The following is a 17640-nucleotide window of genomic DNA, read 5'->3' on the forward strand; positions in this document are numbered from 1 at the left end:
AATTCGACTTTAGACTAATGATGCACAAAAAAGTCTTGTTTTAAAAACTGGCTAATTTCACTGCTTTATTTTAATTATTTTTTATTTATATATAAAATGTTCATTATTTTATTTTAATATAGTGGCATAAATATGCATGATGTTGGTGCAACAGATTAATCCCCTACAAGATTGAAATATCTCGTAATAAATTTTAATTAAAACAATTTTTTCACATCCGTATAAATAAAAAAAGTGACTTATATATCGTTTTCGAAATACCAAATAAGCTATTTTTTATACAATTAAATCATTTTTTTTGAGTCACTTATTGTTTTTAACAATGACTACGAAAGCAGCATTTTCTTTTTAAAATGATGCGTAAGTTACGAGAATCATAATAAATGTAAATATATGACGACTTGAATTCTGTTTCTTTTCAAGCGCTTTTTTCAATATAAAACTGCTTACAATTGCGCCAGCAACATTTTTTATTTATGCACTTGCTCCTTGAATTAACTTATTATAGTGTGGCGGTGCTGTGATTTTATGCAAATTTTAATGGATTAAATCTTAACTATAACTTCGGAAGTCATCATTTTATCCATAAGTATAATTGACAAAATTTCAGCACTCTCTACTCTTAGAGCAAATTTTTAATCCGTCTGATTCGTGCATTAAAAGATGAGTATTTCGAGTCAGATAAATCATTCACCAGGACAGGAGATCTATTGAATGTCTGAAGCAACTGGCAAAAAAGCCGTTTTACAGCTTGATGGCAAAGAAATTGAATTACCAATTTACAGCGGCACATTGGGCCCAGATGTAATCGACGTTAAGGATGTATTGGCCGCAGGTCACTTCACTTTTGATCCTGGTTTTATGGCTACTGCTGCATGCGAGTCTAAAATCACTTTCATCGACGGTAACAAAGGTGTGCTTTTACACCGTGGCTACCCAATCGACCAGTTAGCAACTAAAGCTGACTACTTAGAAACTTGCTACTTACTTCTCAATGGCGAGCTTCCAACAGCTGAACAAAAAGAAGTATTTGATGCTAAAGTTCGTAACCACACTATGGTTCACGATCAAGTTAGCCGCTTCTTCAATGGTTTCCGTCGCGATGCTCACCCTATGGCGATCATGGTTGGTGTAGTTGGTGCGCTTTCTGCGTTCTATCACAACAACTTAGACATCGAAAATGTTGATCACCGTGAAATTACAGCGATCCGTTTAATTGCTAAAGTACCTACTTTGGCTGCGTGGAGCTACAAGTACACTGTTGGTCAACCATTTGTTTACCCACGTAACGACTTAAGCTACGCTGAAAACTTCTTGTACATGATGTTTGCTACTCCAGCAGACCGTGATTACAAAGTAGATCCTATCCTTGCTAAAGCAATGGACCGTATCTTCACGCTTCACGCTGACCACGAACAAAATGCTTCTACGTCTACAGTACGTTTAGCTGGTTCTACTGGCGCGAACCCATATGCATGTATCGCTGCGGGTATCTCAGCACTTTGGGGCCCTGCTCACGGCGGCGCGAACGAAGCTGTTCTTAAGATGCTTGATGAAATCGGCACTGTAGAGAACGTTGCTGACTTCATGGAAAAAGTGAAAACTAAAGAAGTTAAACTCATGGGCTTCGGTCACCGTGTGTACAAAAACTTCGATCCACGTGCGAAAGTAATGAAAGAAACTTGCGACGAAGTTCTTGGTGCGCTTGGCATCAACGATCCACAGCTTGCTCTTGCTATGGAACTTGAACGTATCGCGCTTTCTGATGAATACTTCATCAAACGTAACTTATACCCGAACGTAGACTTCTACTCAGGTATCATCCTTAAAGCGATTGGTATCCCGACAGAAATGTTTACAGTGATCTTCGCGCTTGCACGTACTGTTGGTTGGATCAGCCACTGGTTAGAAATGCACAGCGGTCCATACAAGATCGGTCGTCCTCGTCAGCTTTACACTGGCGAAGTTCAACGCGACATCAACCGTTAATTCGGTCTGCGTTGATAGACAAAAAACCACCCGTATGGGTGGTTTTTTTATATGTTGAACTCTAAACCTACCATTCATGAATGACACCCTTAAAGTATTAAAAGACCTGAACAGACTCAGGCTGTTTTTAATACTTAATGTGACTACTTTAAGCTTCAACAACATCGTAGTGTTTTAGCTCAAGCGTAGATAAACGTTGCTTTAACTCGGCCAATGACCACGGCCAAGCCGCGAAGTTACGCCCATTTTGATCTAAATAATAGCTTGAACAGCCGCCTCGGTTAAATACGGTGGTTTTTAAATGAGTTTGTACCTTGGCATTGTGATAACGCAGAACATCTCGTTTCACCACCATACGTTTAAAGCCTTGCTCCTTCATTTTTAGTAGACCATCTACAATGTACTGAATTTGTGCTTCAGCAATGCCAATAAAAGAGTCATAGACCAAGATATTTGGCCCCAATACCAAAAAGGCATTCGGCACATTTTCCAAACTTGTACCCAAGTACGCTTCTGGAGAACCGCCCTTCCAAAGGTCGGCCAGTCGCTCACCTTGGGCATTCCATACGCGTTGCCCAATTGGAGGATGTGCCACTTCAAAACCAGTTCCCCAGATAATGACATCGAACTCAAATCGCTCACCATTTGCCGCAATGACACTCTGCCCATCAATCTCGACCAAACCTTGGGATAACAACGTGACATTGTCTTGTTGCAGTGCTGGATAATAATTGTTGGCAAATAAAAGTCGCTTACAGCCGATCGAAAAGTTAGGCGTTACGGCTTTACGTAAGGAGTCATCCTGTATTTGTAATTTTAATAATTGACGGCTTAAAAAATTAACTGGCTCAAGCAGTGACGGATGACGAAGCCCAAAGTTGATCCCATTTAAAATGCTGGAAACACTCTTCCTCCAGCCTTGCTGAATCATCGGGAATTTGGCCACCAGCGACTTTACTGTAGCATTGAGCTGCATATCCGCTTTGGGCAAAACCCACGGCGCAGTACGCTGAAATACGATCAACTCTTTCGCCAACGGCTGAATTTGTGGAATAAACTGAATGGCAGATGCACCTGTTCCAATCACTGCAACCCGCTTTCCCGTCAAGTCATAATCATGCTTCCAACGGGCTGAATGGAACATTTCTCCTTTAAATCCTTCTATCCCTTTAATGTTAGGTAAGGACGGTTCTGTAATCGGCCCTGTGCTAAAGATCACGGTTCGTGCTTGATATGCCCCTTGAGAAGTTTCGAGTTGCCAAATACCCGCCTCTTCATTCCACTTTGCACTGAGTAACTCATGCTGAAAACGAATTTTATCTTGCAGCTCAAACTGCTCAACCACCTGTTCCAAGTAACTTAAAATTTCAGGTTGTTTCGCAAATAAATGACTCCATTGATGACTAGGTGCAAAGGAAAATGAATACAATGCCGAAGGTACATCACAGCCACAGCCAGGGTAATTATTATCACGCCACGTACCACCGACCCTATCCGCTTTTTCTAAAACCAGATAGTCCTGATAGCCCACTTGTTTCATTTTATAAGCCGCAGCAATGCCCGAAATCCCTGCTCCCACAACAATGGTATCGTAAGTATGTACAGCTTTAGGACGAAGCACAGCCTTTTTACGGGTCTGCTTGGGTTGAGCTTCCACACTTTTTGGCGTCGTGGTTTGATCTTGCATTTGATCAGACGGCGCTTGCACATCTGCTTGCTCTATCTCTAATTGCGTTTCCATATTCATTTTTCTCTATTCTTATTTTGTGATTTGATTAAACAGTGGGTAACCCAAACCTAAAAGTTTGACGTATAAGCTTGGCGATGCACGCTTCATCCACCAGAACAATTTGGCATCAGGTTGTGGAATGGTATAAAGCTTGCCCGCATCTAAGCGATTTAATGTTTTTTTGACTACAGCATCACTGGTGGTAAACGCATGGTTCATCAGCAGTTTGTCAGCCAGTCCAGAATAGCGACTTGGCAAACGCCCATTCTTCATAATATTGGTCGGCACCAAGGTCGGGCACAGCACATTGACTGCAATGTTATAAGCATGAAGTTCTGAAGCTAGGGTTTCTGATAGTGCCAAAACACTAGACTTGGTCACGTTATACGCTGTCATCTCAGGGGCTACGGTATAGCCCGCTGCCGATGCCACATTGATAATGGCACCAAAACCTTGCTGTTTAAATTTGGGTACAAAGTAGTGGCAACCATGAATTACCCCCCACAGGTTGACATGCATACACCATTGCCAATCCTCCAGAGACACCTCATCAAACTTACCACCTAGCCCAACTCCGGCATTATTGATGACCAAGGTGACAGGATGTCCCAAAAGCTGTTCCGCTTGCTCCGCCAAAGCGTGTACAGATTCTTTTAATCCAACATCACAATGCACCGCATAGGCTGACGAAGATGTCATCGACTGAATCAAATCTACCGTCTCCTGTGCCGAGCTTAAATCAATATCTGCACAGATGACATCACCACCGCGTTTTGCCAGTTCCAATGCAAAGCTACGACCAATTCCACTACCTGCACCCGTTACAACTGCATAGGCCTTTTGACTTGGTTTATTTTTTTTACTCAACAGTCCCATGTCATAACCTCCTCTTTATGATTTAAGTGCTGGAGTAAATTCTTTGGTGAAATAGGGGGTTAATACTCCTGTTTCAGGATGTAGTAAACGCTCTTTGTAATAATCTAAAAATGCAGAAGTGTCATAATCATTCGGATGAAAGCTCGGACGTAAATAGTCAAAAATATGCATCCAACTACTGCCATAAACACCACGTTTCAGCCCAAACAAGAGACTGAAACTCCGCGGCACATCCTTCCAATAGCTGAGACTCACCAAATTAGACGGTTTGCGATAAAACGGAACAAAAACTGACGCCACAGAGATCAGCAGTAAAATAGTGATAAGGGCTGGGAAAAAACCCGCAATACGTAAGGCATAGTTATTGGAAAGTGATTGAAACACATCATACGCAATGTCTTTGTGCTCAGATTCCTCTAGCATGTGCCACATCCAAATCGCCCGTTGCTTTTCGTCTTGAGAATCGAAAAAAATCTCTTCATGGTTCATCATGTATTCAGACAGCACTGCGGTAAAATGTTCAATGCCTGCCATTAAAGACAATTTCATCGGCTGTGGTAAACGGTTAAAACCGTAGTCAAAAACGATTTCGGCTAAATAACGAAAAATGCCAACGGGTAAATCAACCTGTTTAAAAGTATCGTTCAATTCTTCATGTAGCTTTGAATGCAGTGCCTCCTGTCCAATTAAAGACGTCACACGTTGTTTTAATACAGGGTCTGTGAGGAAATCGCGGTGATAACGGGCGGTATCAATCACCAAGTCTTCACCATAGGTCAGAAAGATCGAGAGAGATGCAAAGTAAGCACTGGCTAGCTCCGCATTTAAGTAAAATTTGGGATCAATTTTCTCAGCTTCAAAGTCAAATTTCCTATGCCGAATTGGAATAATCGCAGACTGTTTTTCAGCATCGAATACGGGTCCTGCAAAAATTTGGCTGGCTTTGCCTTTCAATGGAAGAGCGATACGCATAGGACATTCCTTCTTATTTTTAGCTCATTTTTTAGGCTCAATCTCACGATTTTTACCTGTGCTTTGCATTCAAAATAAGAGTCCGCTTCCCCTATGCCACTGGCATTTTTCTTCAAATGATTTGCAATTTATGACTTTAAAATCTGTTGTCTAACAATCACTCCACAGATTTATCTATCGGGGTCAGAACGAGGCTTTGTGTGCCACAAAGGGAATACACTGTTCATAGGCTGAGCATTCTTCGCCATAGTGTTTTTTGAGAAAATAGTCTTGCACCATTTGCGCCTGCTGTTCAATGCCATAGCTTAAAAACTGCTTGCCTTGTTTTAATGCATAACGATATTGACGGTTAAAAAGTGCCTTACGGACTACAGCGAGTCCCTGCTGAATTTGCCAAACATGCGTTAATTCATGAATCAACCAAGCTTGTTGATGAATCGGTTGGTCGGCAAAGTTTTCGCACCAGTCTTTGATATTAAAATAGACATGTCCATTGGGGCTAATCGCATAATGAGGCAGCACTGCCCGATGCGCGATAATTCGAACCGAATCCATGTTCAGACTGTTCCCAAAAATACTGCTGGCAAACTTTTTCTCCCCTTCAGTCAAGGGCCTGTTTTTAAGTTCAAACTTTTGCTGTATTTTTTGTAAAAGCGGTTGAAACCACACAATCACACTCCATAAAGACATTAGAACAATTTGTTCTTTTTAAGGACATTTACGGATTTTTTTTAGAATATCCCTTAAAAAAAATCGCATTTCGTATATAGTATTCGCACTTATTATTGATTAATACTTCTATTTGTTTATCGTCACTTACACCACGTAGAACTTATAGCTATAACAAACTCAATCGTCGTGTATATCCCTATAGGTATAGGATTTAGTTGGAAATGAAAAGTTTTAAAATTGCACTTGCACAGTTCTCTCCGCACATTGGCAACCTTGAAGCAAATGCCCAAAAAATGTTGGAGCAGGCCAATGAAGCAAAAAAACAAAATGCTGATTTAATTATTTTTCCAGAACTTTCGAGCATTGGTTACCCAGCAGAAGATTTACTTCTACGTCCAAGCCTAACCAAACGCACGCAACAAGTTTTTGAACAACTTAAAACAGTAAAAGACATTGTGATGGTCTTTGGTTTTGTCAACCAAACCGAAGATGGTCAACGCTACAACGCCGCTGCGGTCATGAAAGATGGACAAGTTTTGGGTGTGTATAACAAACAAAACTTGCCAAACTATAGCGTATTTGATGAAAAGCGCTACTTCACCGAAGGGCATCAACACCTTGTTTTTGAATATCTGGGTCATAAGTTTGGTGTGTTGATTTGTGAAGATGTTTGGTCACTTTCAACCGTACAACAACTGGCACAGCTCAATGTAGAAACGGCTTTGGTCTTAAATGCTTCACCATATGAAGTCGGTAAGCCGCAGCACCGTGTTGAAACCATGTCTGCACTGGCGAAACAAATGAACCTCAACTTGGTCTATGCTAACCAAGTCGGCGGTCAAGACGACCTGATCTTTGATGGTACAAGCTTCGTGATTGCCAAAAATGGCTCGGTTGTACTTCAAGCAGAAAGCTTTAAAGAGTCTCTGTATTTCGCTGAATACGAAGCAGAACAACAAGCTTTTAAGGCCAATGCGCTGCCGCCTGCTTTAGACACTATGGCAGAGATTTATCAAAGCTTAGTGATGGCGACTCGTGACTATGTACAGCGCTCAGGTTTCCCCGGAGTGATTTTGGGTTTATCAGGCGGGATCGACTCAGCTCTAACTCTTGCAATTGCAGCCGATGCGATTGGCGCCGACAAAGTCCAAGCCGTAATGATGCCATATACCTATACCGCTCAAATCAGTGTAGAAGATGCTGCTGAACAAGCGAAGAGTATGGGGGTGACTTTTGGGATTGCTGAAATCAACCCGATTGTAAACAGCTTTATGCAAACGCTTTATCCGTTCTTTGGCAACAGCCCTGCGGATGCAACTGAAGAAAACTTACAAGCGCGTGCCCGCGGTACACTGCTGATGGGTTTATCCAACAAATTTGGTAATTTGGTCCTGTCTACAGGCAACAAATCAGAATTGGCGGTGGGCTATTGCACGCTCTATGGTGACATGGTCGGTGGTTTTGCGGTACTGAAAGATGTGTATAAAACCATTGTGTTTGAACTTGCGAAATACCGTAACAGCATTTCAGACAAGCCTGTGATTCCTGAGCGTGTGATTACTCGCCCACCTTCAGCAGAGCTACGTCCAGATCAAAAAGACCAAGACTCTTTACCGCCATATGATGTACTGGATGCCATTTTGTATGCCTATATCGAAGAAGATATGAGCCAAGATGACATCATTGGCAAAGGCTTTGATGCTGAAGTGGTTGCAAAAGTAATTCGTTTGGTTGATTTCAATGAATACAAACGTCGCCAAGGTGCAATTGGTCCGCGTATCAGCTCACGTGCATTTAGCCGTGAACGTCGCTACCCAATCATGAATGGCTGGAAAGCTGGCATATAAGCTGCTGTTCCAATAAAAAAGCCCAAACAGATGTTTGGGCTTTTTTATATCGACATATTCAAATCTATTTTTTACGCACAAAAAAAGAGACCAAGCTGAGAGCTTGGTCTTTTAAAATGGTGGCTATGACGAGACTTGAACTTGTGACCCCCGCATTATGAGTGCGGTGCTCTAACCAACTGAGCTACATAGCCGTAAACTGTGGGGGCATTATCTATACATATTAAACACCCGTCAAGCCCTACCCTATCCCAATGATCAGCATTTAAACAATTGATAATTAAATGTTTAAAATTAATACATATTTAGTAAAAAAACATCGGGCACAATAGCTAAATATATAAAGGAAACTATCCTTAAGCAGATCAAATCCTTGCTTATTACTACACTCTTAACAGCACTAAGTGCATGCCAGCTCGTGAGTCCAGCCTTGGTCAATTATAATCACGCTTACATGGATGTTGCCAAATGAATCATCAATCAACACTTATAGAACATGTAACAAAAAAACGATACATGGCATAGCTCAGCAAGACCTGACAACGCTTATATCATGTTCAAAAAGATCACCATATAAGCAACTTGAAATTGCAATGCTAAATGCTATGCGCAACTAAACTGAACAAAGAATAAAATTACAGGCTAAAAAAATAAATTTTTGCAGAACAATGTACTGCCTATATGCAGACCAAAAAAACAGCGGCCAAGGATTAAAATTGCAGAAGTATCAACTTAATATAAATAAAAAGAATCTCTTCGAATTATTGATTTCATCTCTACAATTCTGTAAAACAGCTCACTATTTAATAAAGTGATTAAAACTTTTTAATTACTGATTACTTTTAACATCAAAACCAATAATTTTATAACAGCATGAGTCATTATTTTGGATAATACAATTGAAAATGATGTATCACCTGATACACAACCTTATATTGCAGGCTTTTGGCGTAGAAGCTTCGCATTTATCATTGATGCTTTGCTCATCGGTGCTTTCTGTAACATTATCTCTAGCCTATTAGGTAAATTTCCTTATGAATACCCTATACTCATAACATTAATTGGTTATCTTTTCGTTGTTCTATATTTTACTTATTGCAATAGCGTTAACAATAATGGACAAACAATCGGCAAAATTCTTCAATCCATTAAAGTCGTCAAACTAGATCAGCAGTATCTCAGCCTATCCGCCTCATTTCTACGATCGGCAATTTTATATGCCCCTTTCTGCTTAATGTCTTTTACGCTACTTTTTCACCCAGTATTGAATAGCATCTTTACGATACTCTTAGGTAGCTTACTGATTTCTATACTTTATTTATATATTTTTAACCGAAAAAATCGCCGCTCTATTCACGACTATCTAGCACACACAATTGTCATAAAAAATGGGGTTGAACCTAAGACTATTTCTACAACATGGAATGTACATTTTTACATCGCGACTATTTTAGTTTTCATTTTTTCAGGGTTACAAGTTTGGAACAGTATTACAAATGACCAAGACTATATTCCTATTTCTTTACAAAATCTAAAATTTAAGGAATTAAGCCAATTTGATTATGGTTATCTCATCCTTCCTAAAAATGAGGAAGGTATAAATCCAACTCAACATTATTATTTAGCCACGATTACCGATCCTAATTTACTCAATAATCCAAGTTATGCTGAAGAATTTGCACAATATATTTTCAAATTAGAACCACGTCACCGTGCAAAATATCTAGAAAATTATGTTCAACTCACCGCTCGCTATCAATTTGGGTTAATTTCAAAAAAACGTTCTTCCACCTATTTAATTGAAACAGATGATCAGCAGAAAATTACTGCTCAGGAAGTTTCTTCACAACAACAAACGCAAATTGGAGGTGGGTATTAAGCCCAAAATAAGGACAAAAAAAGACCACGTTTTGGAACGTGGTCTATAAAAATGGTGGCTATGACGAGACTTGAACTTGTGACCCCCGCATTATGAGTGCGGTGCTCTAACCAACTGAGCTACATAGCCGTAAACTGTGCGCGCATTATGTGGTTTTCTCACCAGTACGTCAAGTACCTTGCGCGCTTAATTGATCAAAATTTGTTGAAGTGAGCCGATAAGCCGGGTTCTGTCGAGAACGATCATTCCTCTAGGCGTACAATCACTCATACGCTCAAGCGACCTACCCGGATCCAGCATGGGCCATGCCTAAAGGATCCCTATTTGGTCTTGCTTCCGGTGGGGTTTACCATGCCATGAACTGTTACCAGCCATGCGGTGCGCTCTTACCGCACCCTTTCACCCTTACCTCCGATTTCGATTGCTCGAAACCATAATGAAGGCGGTCTACTCTCTGCTGCACTTTCCGTCGGCTCACGCCGCCCAGGCGTTACCTGGCACCTTGCCCTATGAAGCCCGGACTTTCCTCCCCTGCTTCAATCACGGAGATCTCCACAGCAGCGATCGTCTGGCTCACTTCGAGGCGCATAGTATCAAATCTTAGACTTAATTGCTTGCGCTTTTTTGAGCAATCAGCTTTTTATATTTATCCATGAGCTCATCCTCAGTTTCCGCATGATTGGGATCAAGCGGAATACAGTCCACTGGACAAAACAATTGACACTGGGGTTTATCATAATGTCCGATACACTCTGTGCATAAGTTTGGATTGATTTCATAAATCAATTCCCCCATGAAAATGGCTTCATTGGGACACACAGGTTCACAAACATCACAATTGATGCATTCATCGGTTATATATAAAGACACGCTACCAACCTTGTTGATGTTTACGTTCAAAAGCAGCGACTACAGCTTGCGGTACAAACTTGGTCACATCACCTTTTAAACGTGCTATTTCACGAATCAACGTCGATGAAATAAATGAATACTGTTCTGACGGCGTTAAAAATACCGCCTCAAAGTGTGAATCAAGTTGACGGTTCATGTTGGCTAACTGGAACTCGTACTCAAAGTCAGACACTGCACGCAATCCTCGCAGTACAGCTGTTGCTTTTTGTTCACGGAAGAAATTCACCAACAAACCATCAAAACCTACAAACTCAACATTATCAAGATGGCTTAATGATGCTTTGGCCAAGCTCACACGCTCTTCTAAACTAAAGAGAGGGTTTTTATGATGGCCAATGGCAATGGCCACCACCACTTCATCAAACATACGTGATGCACGTGTGACCAAATCAATATGACCATTGGTAATTGGATCAAAAGTCCCCGGGTAAATGACGCGAGTTTTAGACATCCATTTTTACTCTGTTGATTTTGTAGAGCCATATTTTAGCAAAAACTTGTTTTATAGGTGAAGAAACTCCATAAATTTGAAAAAACTTCACCTTAACCCTGCTTTAAGGCACAATAGGTACATTGTTGGAAGTAATTGATTATGGCGAAAGCAACTGTAGTTAAAAAAAATACCAGCGGGACGATTGCACAGAATAAACGTGCACGTCACGACTATTTTATTGAAGAAAAATTTGAAGCTGGCCTGTCACTGCAAGGCTGGGAAGTGAAATCATTACGTGCAGGTCGTATGACGCTGTCTGAGAGTTATATCACCTTTAAAAATGGTGAAGCTTTCCTGTTCGGTGCTCAAATTCAGCCTTTACTCAGTGCATCTACGCACATTGTTCCTGAAGCGACTCGTACCCGTAAGTTACTGTTGAACCGTCGTGAACTGGATAAGTTACTCGGCGCAGTGAATCAAAAAGGTTATTCGTGTGTTCCACTTGTTGCTTATTGGAAAGGACCACGTGCGAAATTAGAAATCGCTTTAGTGAAAGGCAAACAGCTACATGACAAACGTGCCACGGAAAAAGACCGTGACTGGCAACGTGATAAAGCCCGTATTATGCATAAATAATAAAAAACCTCCCATGTGGAGGTTTTTTATTATCAGAACTGTTAATAGTCAGCTTTTAGCTCGACCAAATATTTTCCGAACTTTCGAGCAGTTTCCAAGTCACCTTCGGGTGGGGTTATTTCAATACTGGCGTTGTCTGACTGAGTCATCAAACCTAAAAAGCTCGACATCCGATTAATATCGTGTTGGCTACGTCCCGTCGGCATAAACGGTAAACCAGCCCACAACATACCATGCTGCATAGCAAATAAATTAATCTGTTGTAATACCGCCAGTTTATCGCCACTTAAGCCCCCACCATTGGTAAAGCCTGCAGCCAGTTTTCCTTGCCAAGCCCGTGCTAACCAACGCTTAGAGGAATCTTCCATAAACTGCTTAAGCGCTGCTGTAAGACTGCCCATATACGTTGGGCAACCCATCACAATAATATCGGCCTGATCTAAGAAGTCCCACTGCACTGCAGCAACAGAAATTAAATGCACATCAGCACCCGCCTGCTCTGCACCTTGTGCAATATACTGAGCGACTTTCGCCGTATGACCATAGGCGCTATGATAAACCACACACACATGAACAGGTGCAGCAGAAACAAGATCAGGTACAGACATGGAGACTTTTAAGACCAAAGAATTGAGTTAAGTTTAACACTTCCAATCACTGAGGGGGAGTAAGTACAAGGATTAAAACAGCCAAGCACTTGATCAGAAACCCAAACTATTGCATAAACACAAAGGTCGCCATACGCCCAGTTTTGGCATGGCGTCGATAAGAAAAGTACTCATTCGACTGGCTAAAGGAACACTGATCACCGCCAAAAACCACTTCAACCCCGTGCTGTTTTAGAATGAATTTTGCGATCGCATATAAGTCAGCATAATACTTTCCAGCTTGCGCACCTGTTTGAAAAGCGGACTCAAGCTCAGCATACTTTGAACAAAAGGCTTCTTTTACTTCCGCCCCAATTTCAAAACAAGGTTGGCTAATAGCTGCGCCCAACCAAGCCCATGTCGGCTGAGTGTTCATACTGGCAATGGTATTTTCAATAATGCCATGCGCCAGCCCGCGCCAACCTGCATGCAAATTGGCTACTTCAGTTCCATCCGCATTGCCTAAAACCACGGGCAAACAATCGGCTGTCATCATCATCAGGGCATGCTTCGGGCGCTGTGTCACCAAACCATCCCCTTCTTGAGCATCAAAGTCAATTTGCTCATTCACTACACGGCAAATGGTGCTATGGGTTTGCGTCATCCACGTGATTTTATCGACCCCATAGCCTGCAAACTCTTCGAGCAAGATCATGCGATGCTGTTGCACACGTGCAGCATCATCCTGTACATGCAAAGCCAAATTAAAGCCTTGTAGTTCAGATTGAATGGTTTTTAAAGCACGATCATGATGCACACGGGTTTGCCCCACAAAAACACCTGCCGGAAGTCCTTGAACAAATTGCATATACTGTCCTTATGATGATTCAGCTATAACTTAGTAGGCTTTGTTTTCCGTACGTAGTACATCGACCAAGGTCGCCAAGTCTGCTGGCCACGGCGCTTTAAACAACATTTCTTCACCTGTACGTGGGTGTTTCAAACCTAGCTCTGCTGCATGCAAGGCTTGACGTCTAAAACTGCGCAAGGTCTCATCTAGAAGTTCTGTTGCGCCTGCGGGCACACGTACACGTGGCATATACACAGGATCGCCAACTAAACCAAAACCAATATAACTAAAATGCACACGAATCTGATGCGTACGTCCAGTTTCAAGACGAGCTTGAATACGGGTGAAATGTTGGAAGCGTTCTTTCACGTTGTAGTGTGTTACAGCGTCTTTACCACCTGGTAATACCGCCATTTTGACACGATCTACAGGGTGACGTTTAATCGGTTCATCCACCGTGCCACCAGCAATCACATTGCCATACACAATCAGGTCATAAACACGGTAAACCGTTTTTTTCGCCAATTGCTTGCTGAGTGAAAATTGCGCTTCTAAATTTTTCGCAACGACCAATAAGCCTGACGTATCTTTATCAATACGATGCACCAAACCCGCACGAGTCAGTTCTGCCGATTTTGGATAGTGATGCAATAATGCATTTACCAACGTACCCGATGAATTGCCTGCACCTGGGTGAACCACCATCCCAACAGGTTTATTAACGACAATAATATCGTCATCTTCATAGACGATATCCAACGGAATATCTTCAGGCAGACTACGAGTTTGGGCTTCTAACTCAACTTCAAGGGTTAACAGTTCAAATCCTTCGCATTTATATTTCGGTTTGACACTGTTACCATTTACCAACAAATGGCCTTCTTTTAGCCACTGTTTGAGTTTTTCACGCGAAAAGTCGCTCCAAATTGTTGCTGCGACTTGGTCTATACGCTGTCCGAGATAAGTTTCATCCAATTGAAATTGCAACGATAAACGTGTTGCAGTAGAGCTTGAAGTATGGTTATCTGCATCCTCAGAATCTTCAAGTAAATTGAAATCGGTTTCAGGGAAATTTGGATCGGAAGATTGTGCTTGAGCCATTTGATCATTCAAATAAAAGTGATTTAATAGCGCAATTGTAGCTCATTGCCCGTATTAACAGAGGAATTTTTATGTCGCTACCACATTATAAAATGACAATGCTTGCTCTAACGATTGGCATTGCATCTGCAATGGTAGGCTGTAGCAGCAATCCCAAGAAAGAAGTGGTAGATACCGGTCCACAATCGAGTGAACAGGTTTATATTCAAAAAGCAGAAAAAGCACTGCAAAGTGGTCAATATACCGACGCTGCAAAACACTTAGAAGCATTAGATACCTATTACCCTACAGGTGAATATGCACAACAAGCTCAACTTGAGCTGCTCTATGTGAAATTTCAGCAGAAAGATTATGAAGGTGCGATTGCACTGGCTGATCGTTTCATTCGTTTGAACCCTCAGCATCCAAATGTGGACTATGCCTACTATGTACGTGGCGTAGCCAATATGGAACAAAACTATGATGGTTTGATTCGTTATACTTCTTTAAAGCAAGCACATCGCGATGTGAGCTATCTTAAAGTGGCATATCAAAACTTCGTAGACTTTATTCGTCGTTACCCTTCAAGCACTTATGCTGTAGATGCCGCACAACGCATGAAGTTTATCAGCAATGAGTTGGCTGAAAGCGAAATGAATGCAGCACGTTTTAATATCAAACGTAAAGCATGGGTCGCAGCACTAGAGCGTGCGCAATGGGTGATTGAACATTATCCACAAAGCCCTCAAGTGCCTGAAGCTTTAGCAACTGTTGCTTATTCGTATAACCAATTGGGCGACAAGCAAACTGCGCAACAATATACCGATGTCTTGAAACTAAATTATCCAAATTTAGTGAAATCGAATGGTGAAGTGAACTTACGTGCTGCCCGTAAAGAAGCAAGTTGGGTCAACCGTGCGACTTTAGGTGTGTTTGGTCGTGAAGAACAAAACAGTTCTGAAGAAAAAATCGAACAGCCGAAACAAACAACAGAGCGCAGCTTTACCAACCGTATCAGTTTCGGTTTACTCGATCGCCCTGATACACAGCAAAACATCAATACTGAAACCGAATAATTCCTCTGAAATATTCGCTATTTTAGAAAGGGCAAGTTATCATACTTGCCCTTTTGTTTTGTGCGATTTCCGCTTGATCAAAACGCCTAAACGGTATACAAAACAATCTAGATCCGATGGGTTTTTGCATTTTAAAACTTACATCTCTGCTTATTTTCACGGTTTTCAAAACATCAGCGACTGACGATTCGACATGGCTATTCCTCAACACACCATTGACCAAATTTTAGATCGGACCGACATTGTCGACCTGATTGGTCAACGTGTGAAACTTAAAAAGTCAGGTCGCACCTATTCAGGCTGTTGTCCGTTCCATCAAGAAAAATCACCATCTTTTCACGTGTATCGTGACAAACAATATTTTCACTGTTTTGGTTGTCAGGCCAATGGGAATGCCATTCGCTTTTTAATGGACATCGACAGTCGTAGCTTTATTGATGTGATGAAGGATTTGTCGAGTCAAACAGGCATCGAACTTCCAAAAGACAACCGTGACTCGAAAAAACTGGTGTATAAGCGCGAAGCTAAACCTGTCCAAAAACCACAGGTCGATGCCACTGAAGCCAAGAAAACTGAGCCAGCTCCAGCACAACCTGAGTTTCAGATTGAGCATGATCCTTTTGCTGAATTTCAGTCCATGGACTACCAAGAAGGTTACGCTGATTTTGATACTTTCGAGGGCTTCAACACTGCCCCCGTTCAAGAAGGCAACTTATACGACCTGTTAGAAAATATTGCGCAATACTATGAGCAACAACTACCGCATAGTCGCTCTGCTCAGCAGTACTTTAAACAGCGTGGTCTCAGCCGAGATACCATTGCATATTGGCGTTTAGGTTATGCACCTGAGGACTGGCAACACTTAGAAAAAGCCTTCCCGCAAGATATCGAAGGCTTAAAGCTACTCGGACTGATTCGTACCAGTGACAATGGTCGTGACTTTGACTTGTTACGGGATCGCGTCATATTTCCGATTCGTGATGCCAAAGGTCGTGTCGTGGGCTTCGGTGGTCGTGCTCTAAATGACGAAATTAAGCCCAAATACATCAACTCACCAGACTCTGAAGTATTTCATAAAAACCAATTACTTTATGGTTTATATGAAGGCCGTAAACAAAAAGCCCAAGACTGGCTGATGGTCGAAGGCTATATGGATGTGATTGCGCTACAGCAGTATGGGATTGCAGGTGCTGTGGCGACCTTAGGAACTGCCAGTAACACCGAACACTTAAATATTCTGTTTAAACAAAACAACCGTATTACCATTGCCTTCGATGGTGACGTAGCTGGACAAAAAGCGGCTCGCCGTACTTTAGAAATTGCATTACCGTTGCTCAATGATGGTCGCGAGCTGAAGTTTTTTGTTTTACCAAATGATCATGACCCTGACTCACTGATTCGTCGCGAAGGTATTGAAAACTTTAATAAACTGCTCCAACAGGCTCCACTGCTGTCAGACTTTGTTTTTGCACATCTGACGCAGAACCATGACATTAGTAGCCCTGAAGGTAAAAGTCAGGTCATGAGTGAGTTACGTCAACTGACGGACTTATTGCCCAAAACAGGCTCTTTCCGTTATTTGCTAAATCAATCCTTCAAAGAAAAACTCGGTTTTGGTCGTCGCTGGACACCTCAAGTCAGCAACGATGCCTCGTTGTCTTTTAATATTCGTACCAAAGACGAAGACTTCGCGCTCGCTGTTCTGATCCATCATCCGTTTTTGTATATTCACTTTGAAACTCTACGCGCCTATTTACCTGAAGATGAACTTTTAGCGCATGTGCTACAAGTCTTAGATGGCATCTTTGATGATTTACCTGATGACCAAGAACTGGCAACCTATTATGTTTTGGGTGCATGTAGCCGTTATGCCAACGCAATAGCCGATATTATGCAGCGCACCAATATTGAAGTTCTGACAAAAACACCTGAAATGGCCGACAAACTGGCCAGTGAATATGCTCTCTCGCTTGAAGAAAAATATTTGCGCCAAAAACTAAAAGCGCCTTTAAGCCTGCTTGAATCACGTAATTTACGTCAAAAGCTGAATGAACTGACCAAAAAAATAGGCTTAAGACTGATTACTTAAACCTATTACATTT

15 protein-coding genes, 2 tRNA genes and 1 other RNA gene are annotated in these 17640 nt (G+C 41.6%); 6 read left to right on the forward strand and 12 right to left on the reverse strand.

Features of this window, described 5'->3' with window-relative positions; translation table 11 throughout:
• Positions 1–714: 714 nt before the first annotated feature.
• A complete protein-coding gene (gene gltA / locus AC4CVD_RS12605; protein ID WP_004695551.1) occupies positions 715–1989 on the forward strand; it encodes a citrate synthase in 1275 nt (424 codons plus the stop codon).
• A gap of 148 nt (positions 1990–2137) precedes the next feature.
• On the opposite strand, the gene AC4CVD_RS12610 is transcribed toward gltA, so the two are convergent.
• The 4 genes from AC4CVD_RS12610 to AC4CVD_RS12625 all read right to left on the reverse strand — a co-directional run bounded on the left by AC4CVD_RS12610 (position 2138) and on the right by AC4CVD_RS12625 (position 6256).
• The gene (locus AC4CVD_RS12610; RefSeq protein ID WP_490753231.1) at positions 2138–3730 is read right to left on the reverse strand and encodes a flavin-containing monooxygenase; all 1593 of its coding nucleotides are present in this window, start codon (positions 3728–3730) and stop codon (positions 2138–2140) included.
• Positions 3731–3748: 18 nt separating this feature from the next.
• Positions 3749–4594 (reverse strand): SDR family NAD(P)-dependent oxidoreductase, encoded by an 846-nt coding sequence (locus AC4CVD_RS12615; RefSeq protein WP_490753232.1) that lies wholly within the window; start codon positions 4592–4594, stop codon positions 3749–3751.
• A gap of 15 nt (positions 4595–4609) precedes the next feature.
• Positions 4610–5566, reverse strand: coding sequence for a metal-dependent hydrolase (locus AC4CVD_RS12620; RefSeq protein WP_335997463.1), 957 nt, complete (start codon positions 5564–5566; stop codon positions 4610–4612).
• Positions 5567–5749: 183 nt separating this feature from the next.
• On the reverse strand, positions 5750–6256 hold the full coding sequence (locus AC4CVD_RS12625; RefSeq protein ID WP_078425310.1) for a type IV secretion protein Rhs: 507 nt from the start codon (positions 6254–6256) through the stop codon (positions 5750–5752).
• A 203-nt stretch (positions 6257–6459) separates the two neighbouring features.
• On the opposite strand from AC4CVD_RS12625, the gene AC4CVD_RS12630 reads away from it, so the two are divergent.
• A complete protein-coding gene (locus AC4CVD_RS12630) occupies positions 6460–8085 on the forward strand; it encodes an NAD+ synthase (protein ID WP_490753233.1) in 1626 nt (541 codons plus the stop codon).
• Positions 8086–8202: 117 nt separating this feature from the next.
• Here the strand turns inward: AC4CVD_RS12630 and AC4CVD_RS12635 are convergent.
• Positions 8203–8279: transfer RNA gene (locus AC4CVD_RS12635), tRNA-Met, on the reverse strand.
• A gap of 692 nt (positions 8280–8971) precedes the next feature.
• Here AC4CVD_RS12635 and AC4CVD_RS12640 point away from each other — a divergent pair.
• Entirely contained in the window at positions 8972–9964 is a 993-nt protein-coding gene (locus AC4CVD_RS12640) for an RDD family protein (protein WP_490753234.1), read from the forward strand.
• Positions 9965–10016: 52 nt separating this feature from the next.
• On the opposite strand, the gene AC4CVD_RS12645 is transcribed toward AC4CVD_RS12640, so the two are convergent.
• The 4 genes from AC4CVD_RS12645 to coaD all read right to left on the reverse strand — a co-directional run bounded on the left by AC4CVD_RS12645 (position 10017) and on the right by coaD (position 11327).
• Positions 10017–10093: transfer RNA gene (locus AC4CVD_RS12645), tRNA-Met, on the reverse strand.
• 73 nt (positions 10094–10166) lie between these two features.
• Positions 10167–10544: RNase P RNA component class A (gene rnpB / locus AC4CVD_RS12650), an RNA gene on the reverse strand.
• A 26-nt stretch (positions 10545–10570) separates the two neighbouring features.
• Positions 10571–10834: a YfhL family 4Fe-4S dicluster ferredoxin gene (locus AC4CVD_RS12655; protein ID WP_183174784.1), complete on the reverse strand. Its 264-nt coding sequence runs from the start codon at positions 10832–10834 to the stop codon at positions 10571–10573.
• Between the two features lies 1 nt (position 10835).
• Positions 10836–11327 (reverse strand): pantetheine-phosphate adenylyltransferase, encoded by a 492-nt coding sequence (coaD, locus tag AC4CVD_RS12660; protein ID WP_004695534.1) that lies wholly within the window; start codon positions 11325–11327, stop codon positions 10836–10838.
• A 141-nt stretch (positions 11328–11468) separates the two neighbouring features.
• On the opposite strand from coaD, the gene smpB reads away from it, so the two are divergent.
• Positions 11469–11945, forward strand: a complete 477-nt coding sequence (gene smpB / locus AC4CVD_RS12665; protein ID WP_004695532.1) for an SsrA-binding protein SmpB — start codon at positions 11469–11471, stop codon at positions 11943–11945.
• A gap of 41 nt (positions 11946–11986) precedes the next feature.
• Here the strand turns inward: smpB and AC4CVD_RS12670 are convergent, their stop codons facing one another.
• From AC4CVD_RS12670 to rluD, 3 genes are all read right to left on the reverse strand, one after another.
• Positions 11987–12553, reverse strand: a complete 567-nt coding sequence (locus tag AC4CVD_RS12670; protein ID WP_490753235.1) for a flavodoxin family protein — start codon at positions 12551–12553, stop codon at positions 11987–11989.
• Between the two features lie 106 nt (positions 12554–12659).
• Positions 12660–13400: a peptidoglycan editing factor PgeF gene (pgeF, locus tag AC4CVD_RS12675; protein WP_490753236.1), complete on the reverse strand. Its 741-nt coding sequence runs from the start codon at positions 13398–13400 to the stop codon at positions 12660–12662.
• A gap of 30 nt (positions 13401–13430) precedes the next feature.
• Positions 13431–14483: a 23S rRNA pseudouridine(1911/1915/1917) synthase RluD gene (rluD, locus tag AC4CVD_RS12680; RefSeq protein WP_087012731.1), complete on the reverse strand. Its 1053-nt coding sequence runs from the start codon at positions 14481–14483 to the stop codon at positions 13431–13433.
• 71 nt (positions 14484–14554) lie between these two features.
• On the opposite strand from rluD, the gene AC4CVD_RS12685 reads away from it, so the two are divergent.
• Both AC4CVD_RS12685 and AC4CVD_RS12690 read left to right on the forward strand, forming a co-directional pair.
• Positions 14555–15538, forward strand: coding sequence for an outer membrane protein assembly factor BamD (locus tag AC4CVD_RS12685; protein ID WP_490753237.1), 984 nt, complete (start codon positions 14555–14557; stop codon positions 15536–15538).
• A 193-nt stretch (positions 15539–15731) separates the two neighbouring features.
• A complete protein-coding gene (locus AC4CVD_RS12690; RefSeq protein ID WP_419276338.1) occupies positions 15732–17627 on the forward strand; it encodes a DNA primase in 1896 nt (631 codons plus the stop codon).
• Positions 17628–17640 lie beyond the last annotated feature (13 nt).

This window comes from Acinetobacter sp. LipI_23, from assembly GCF_058243045.1.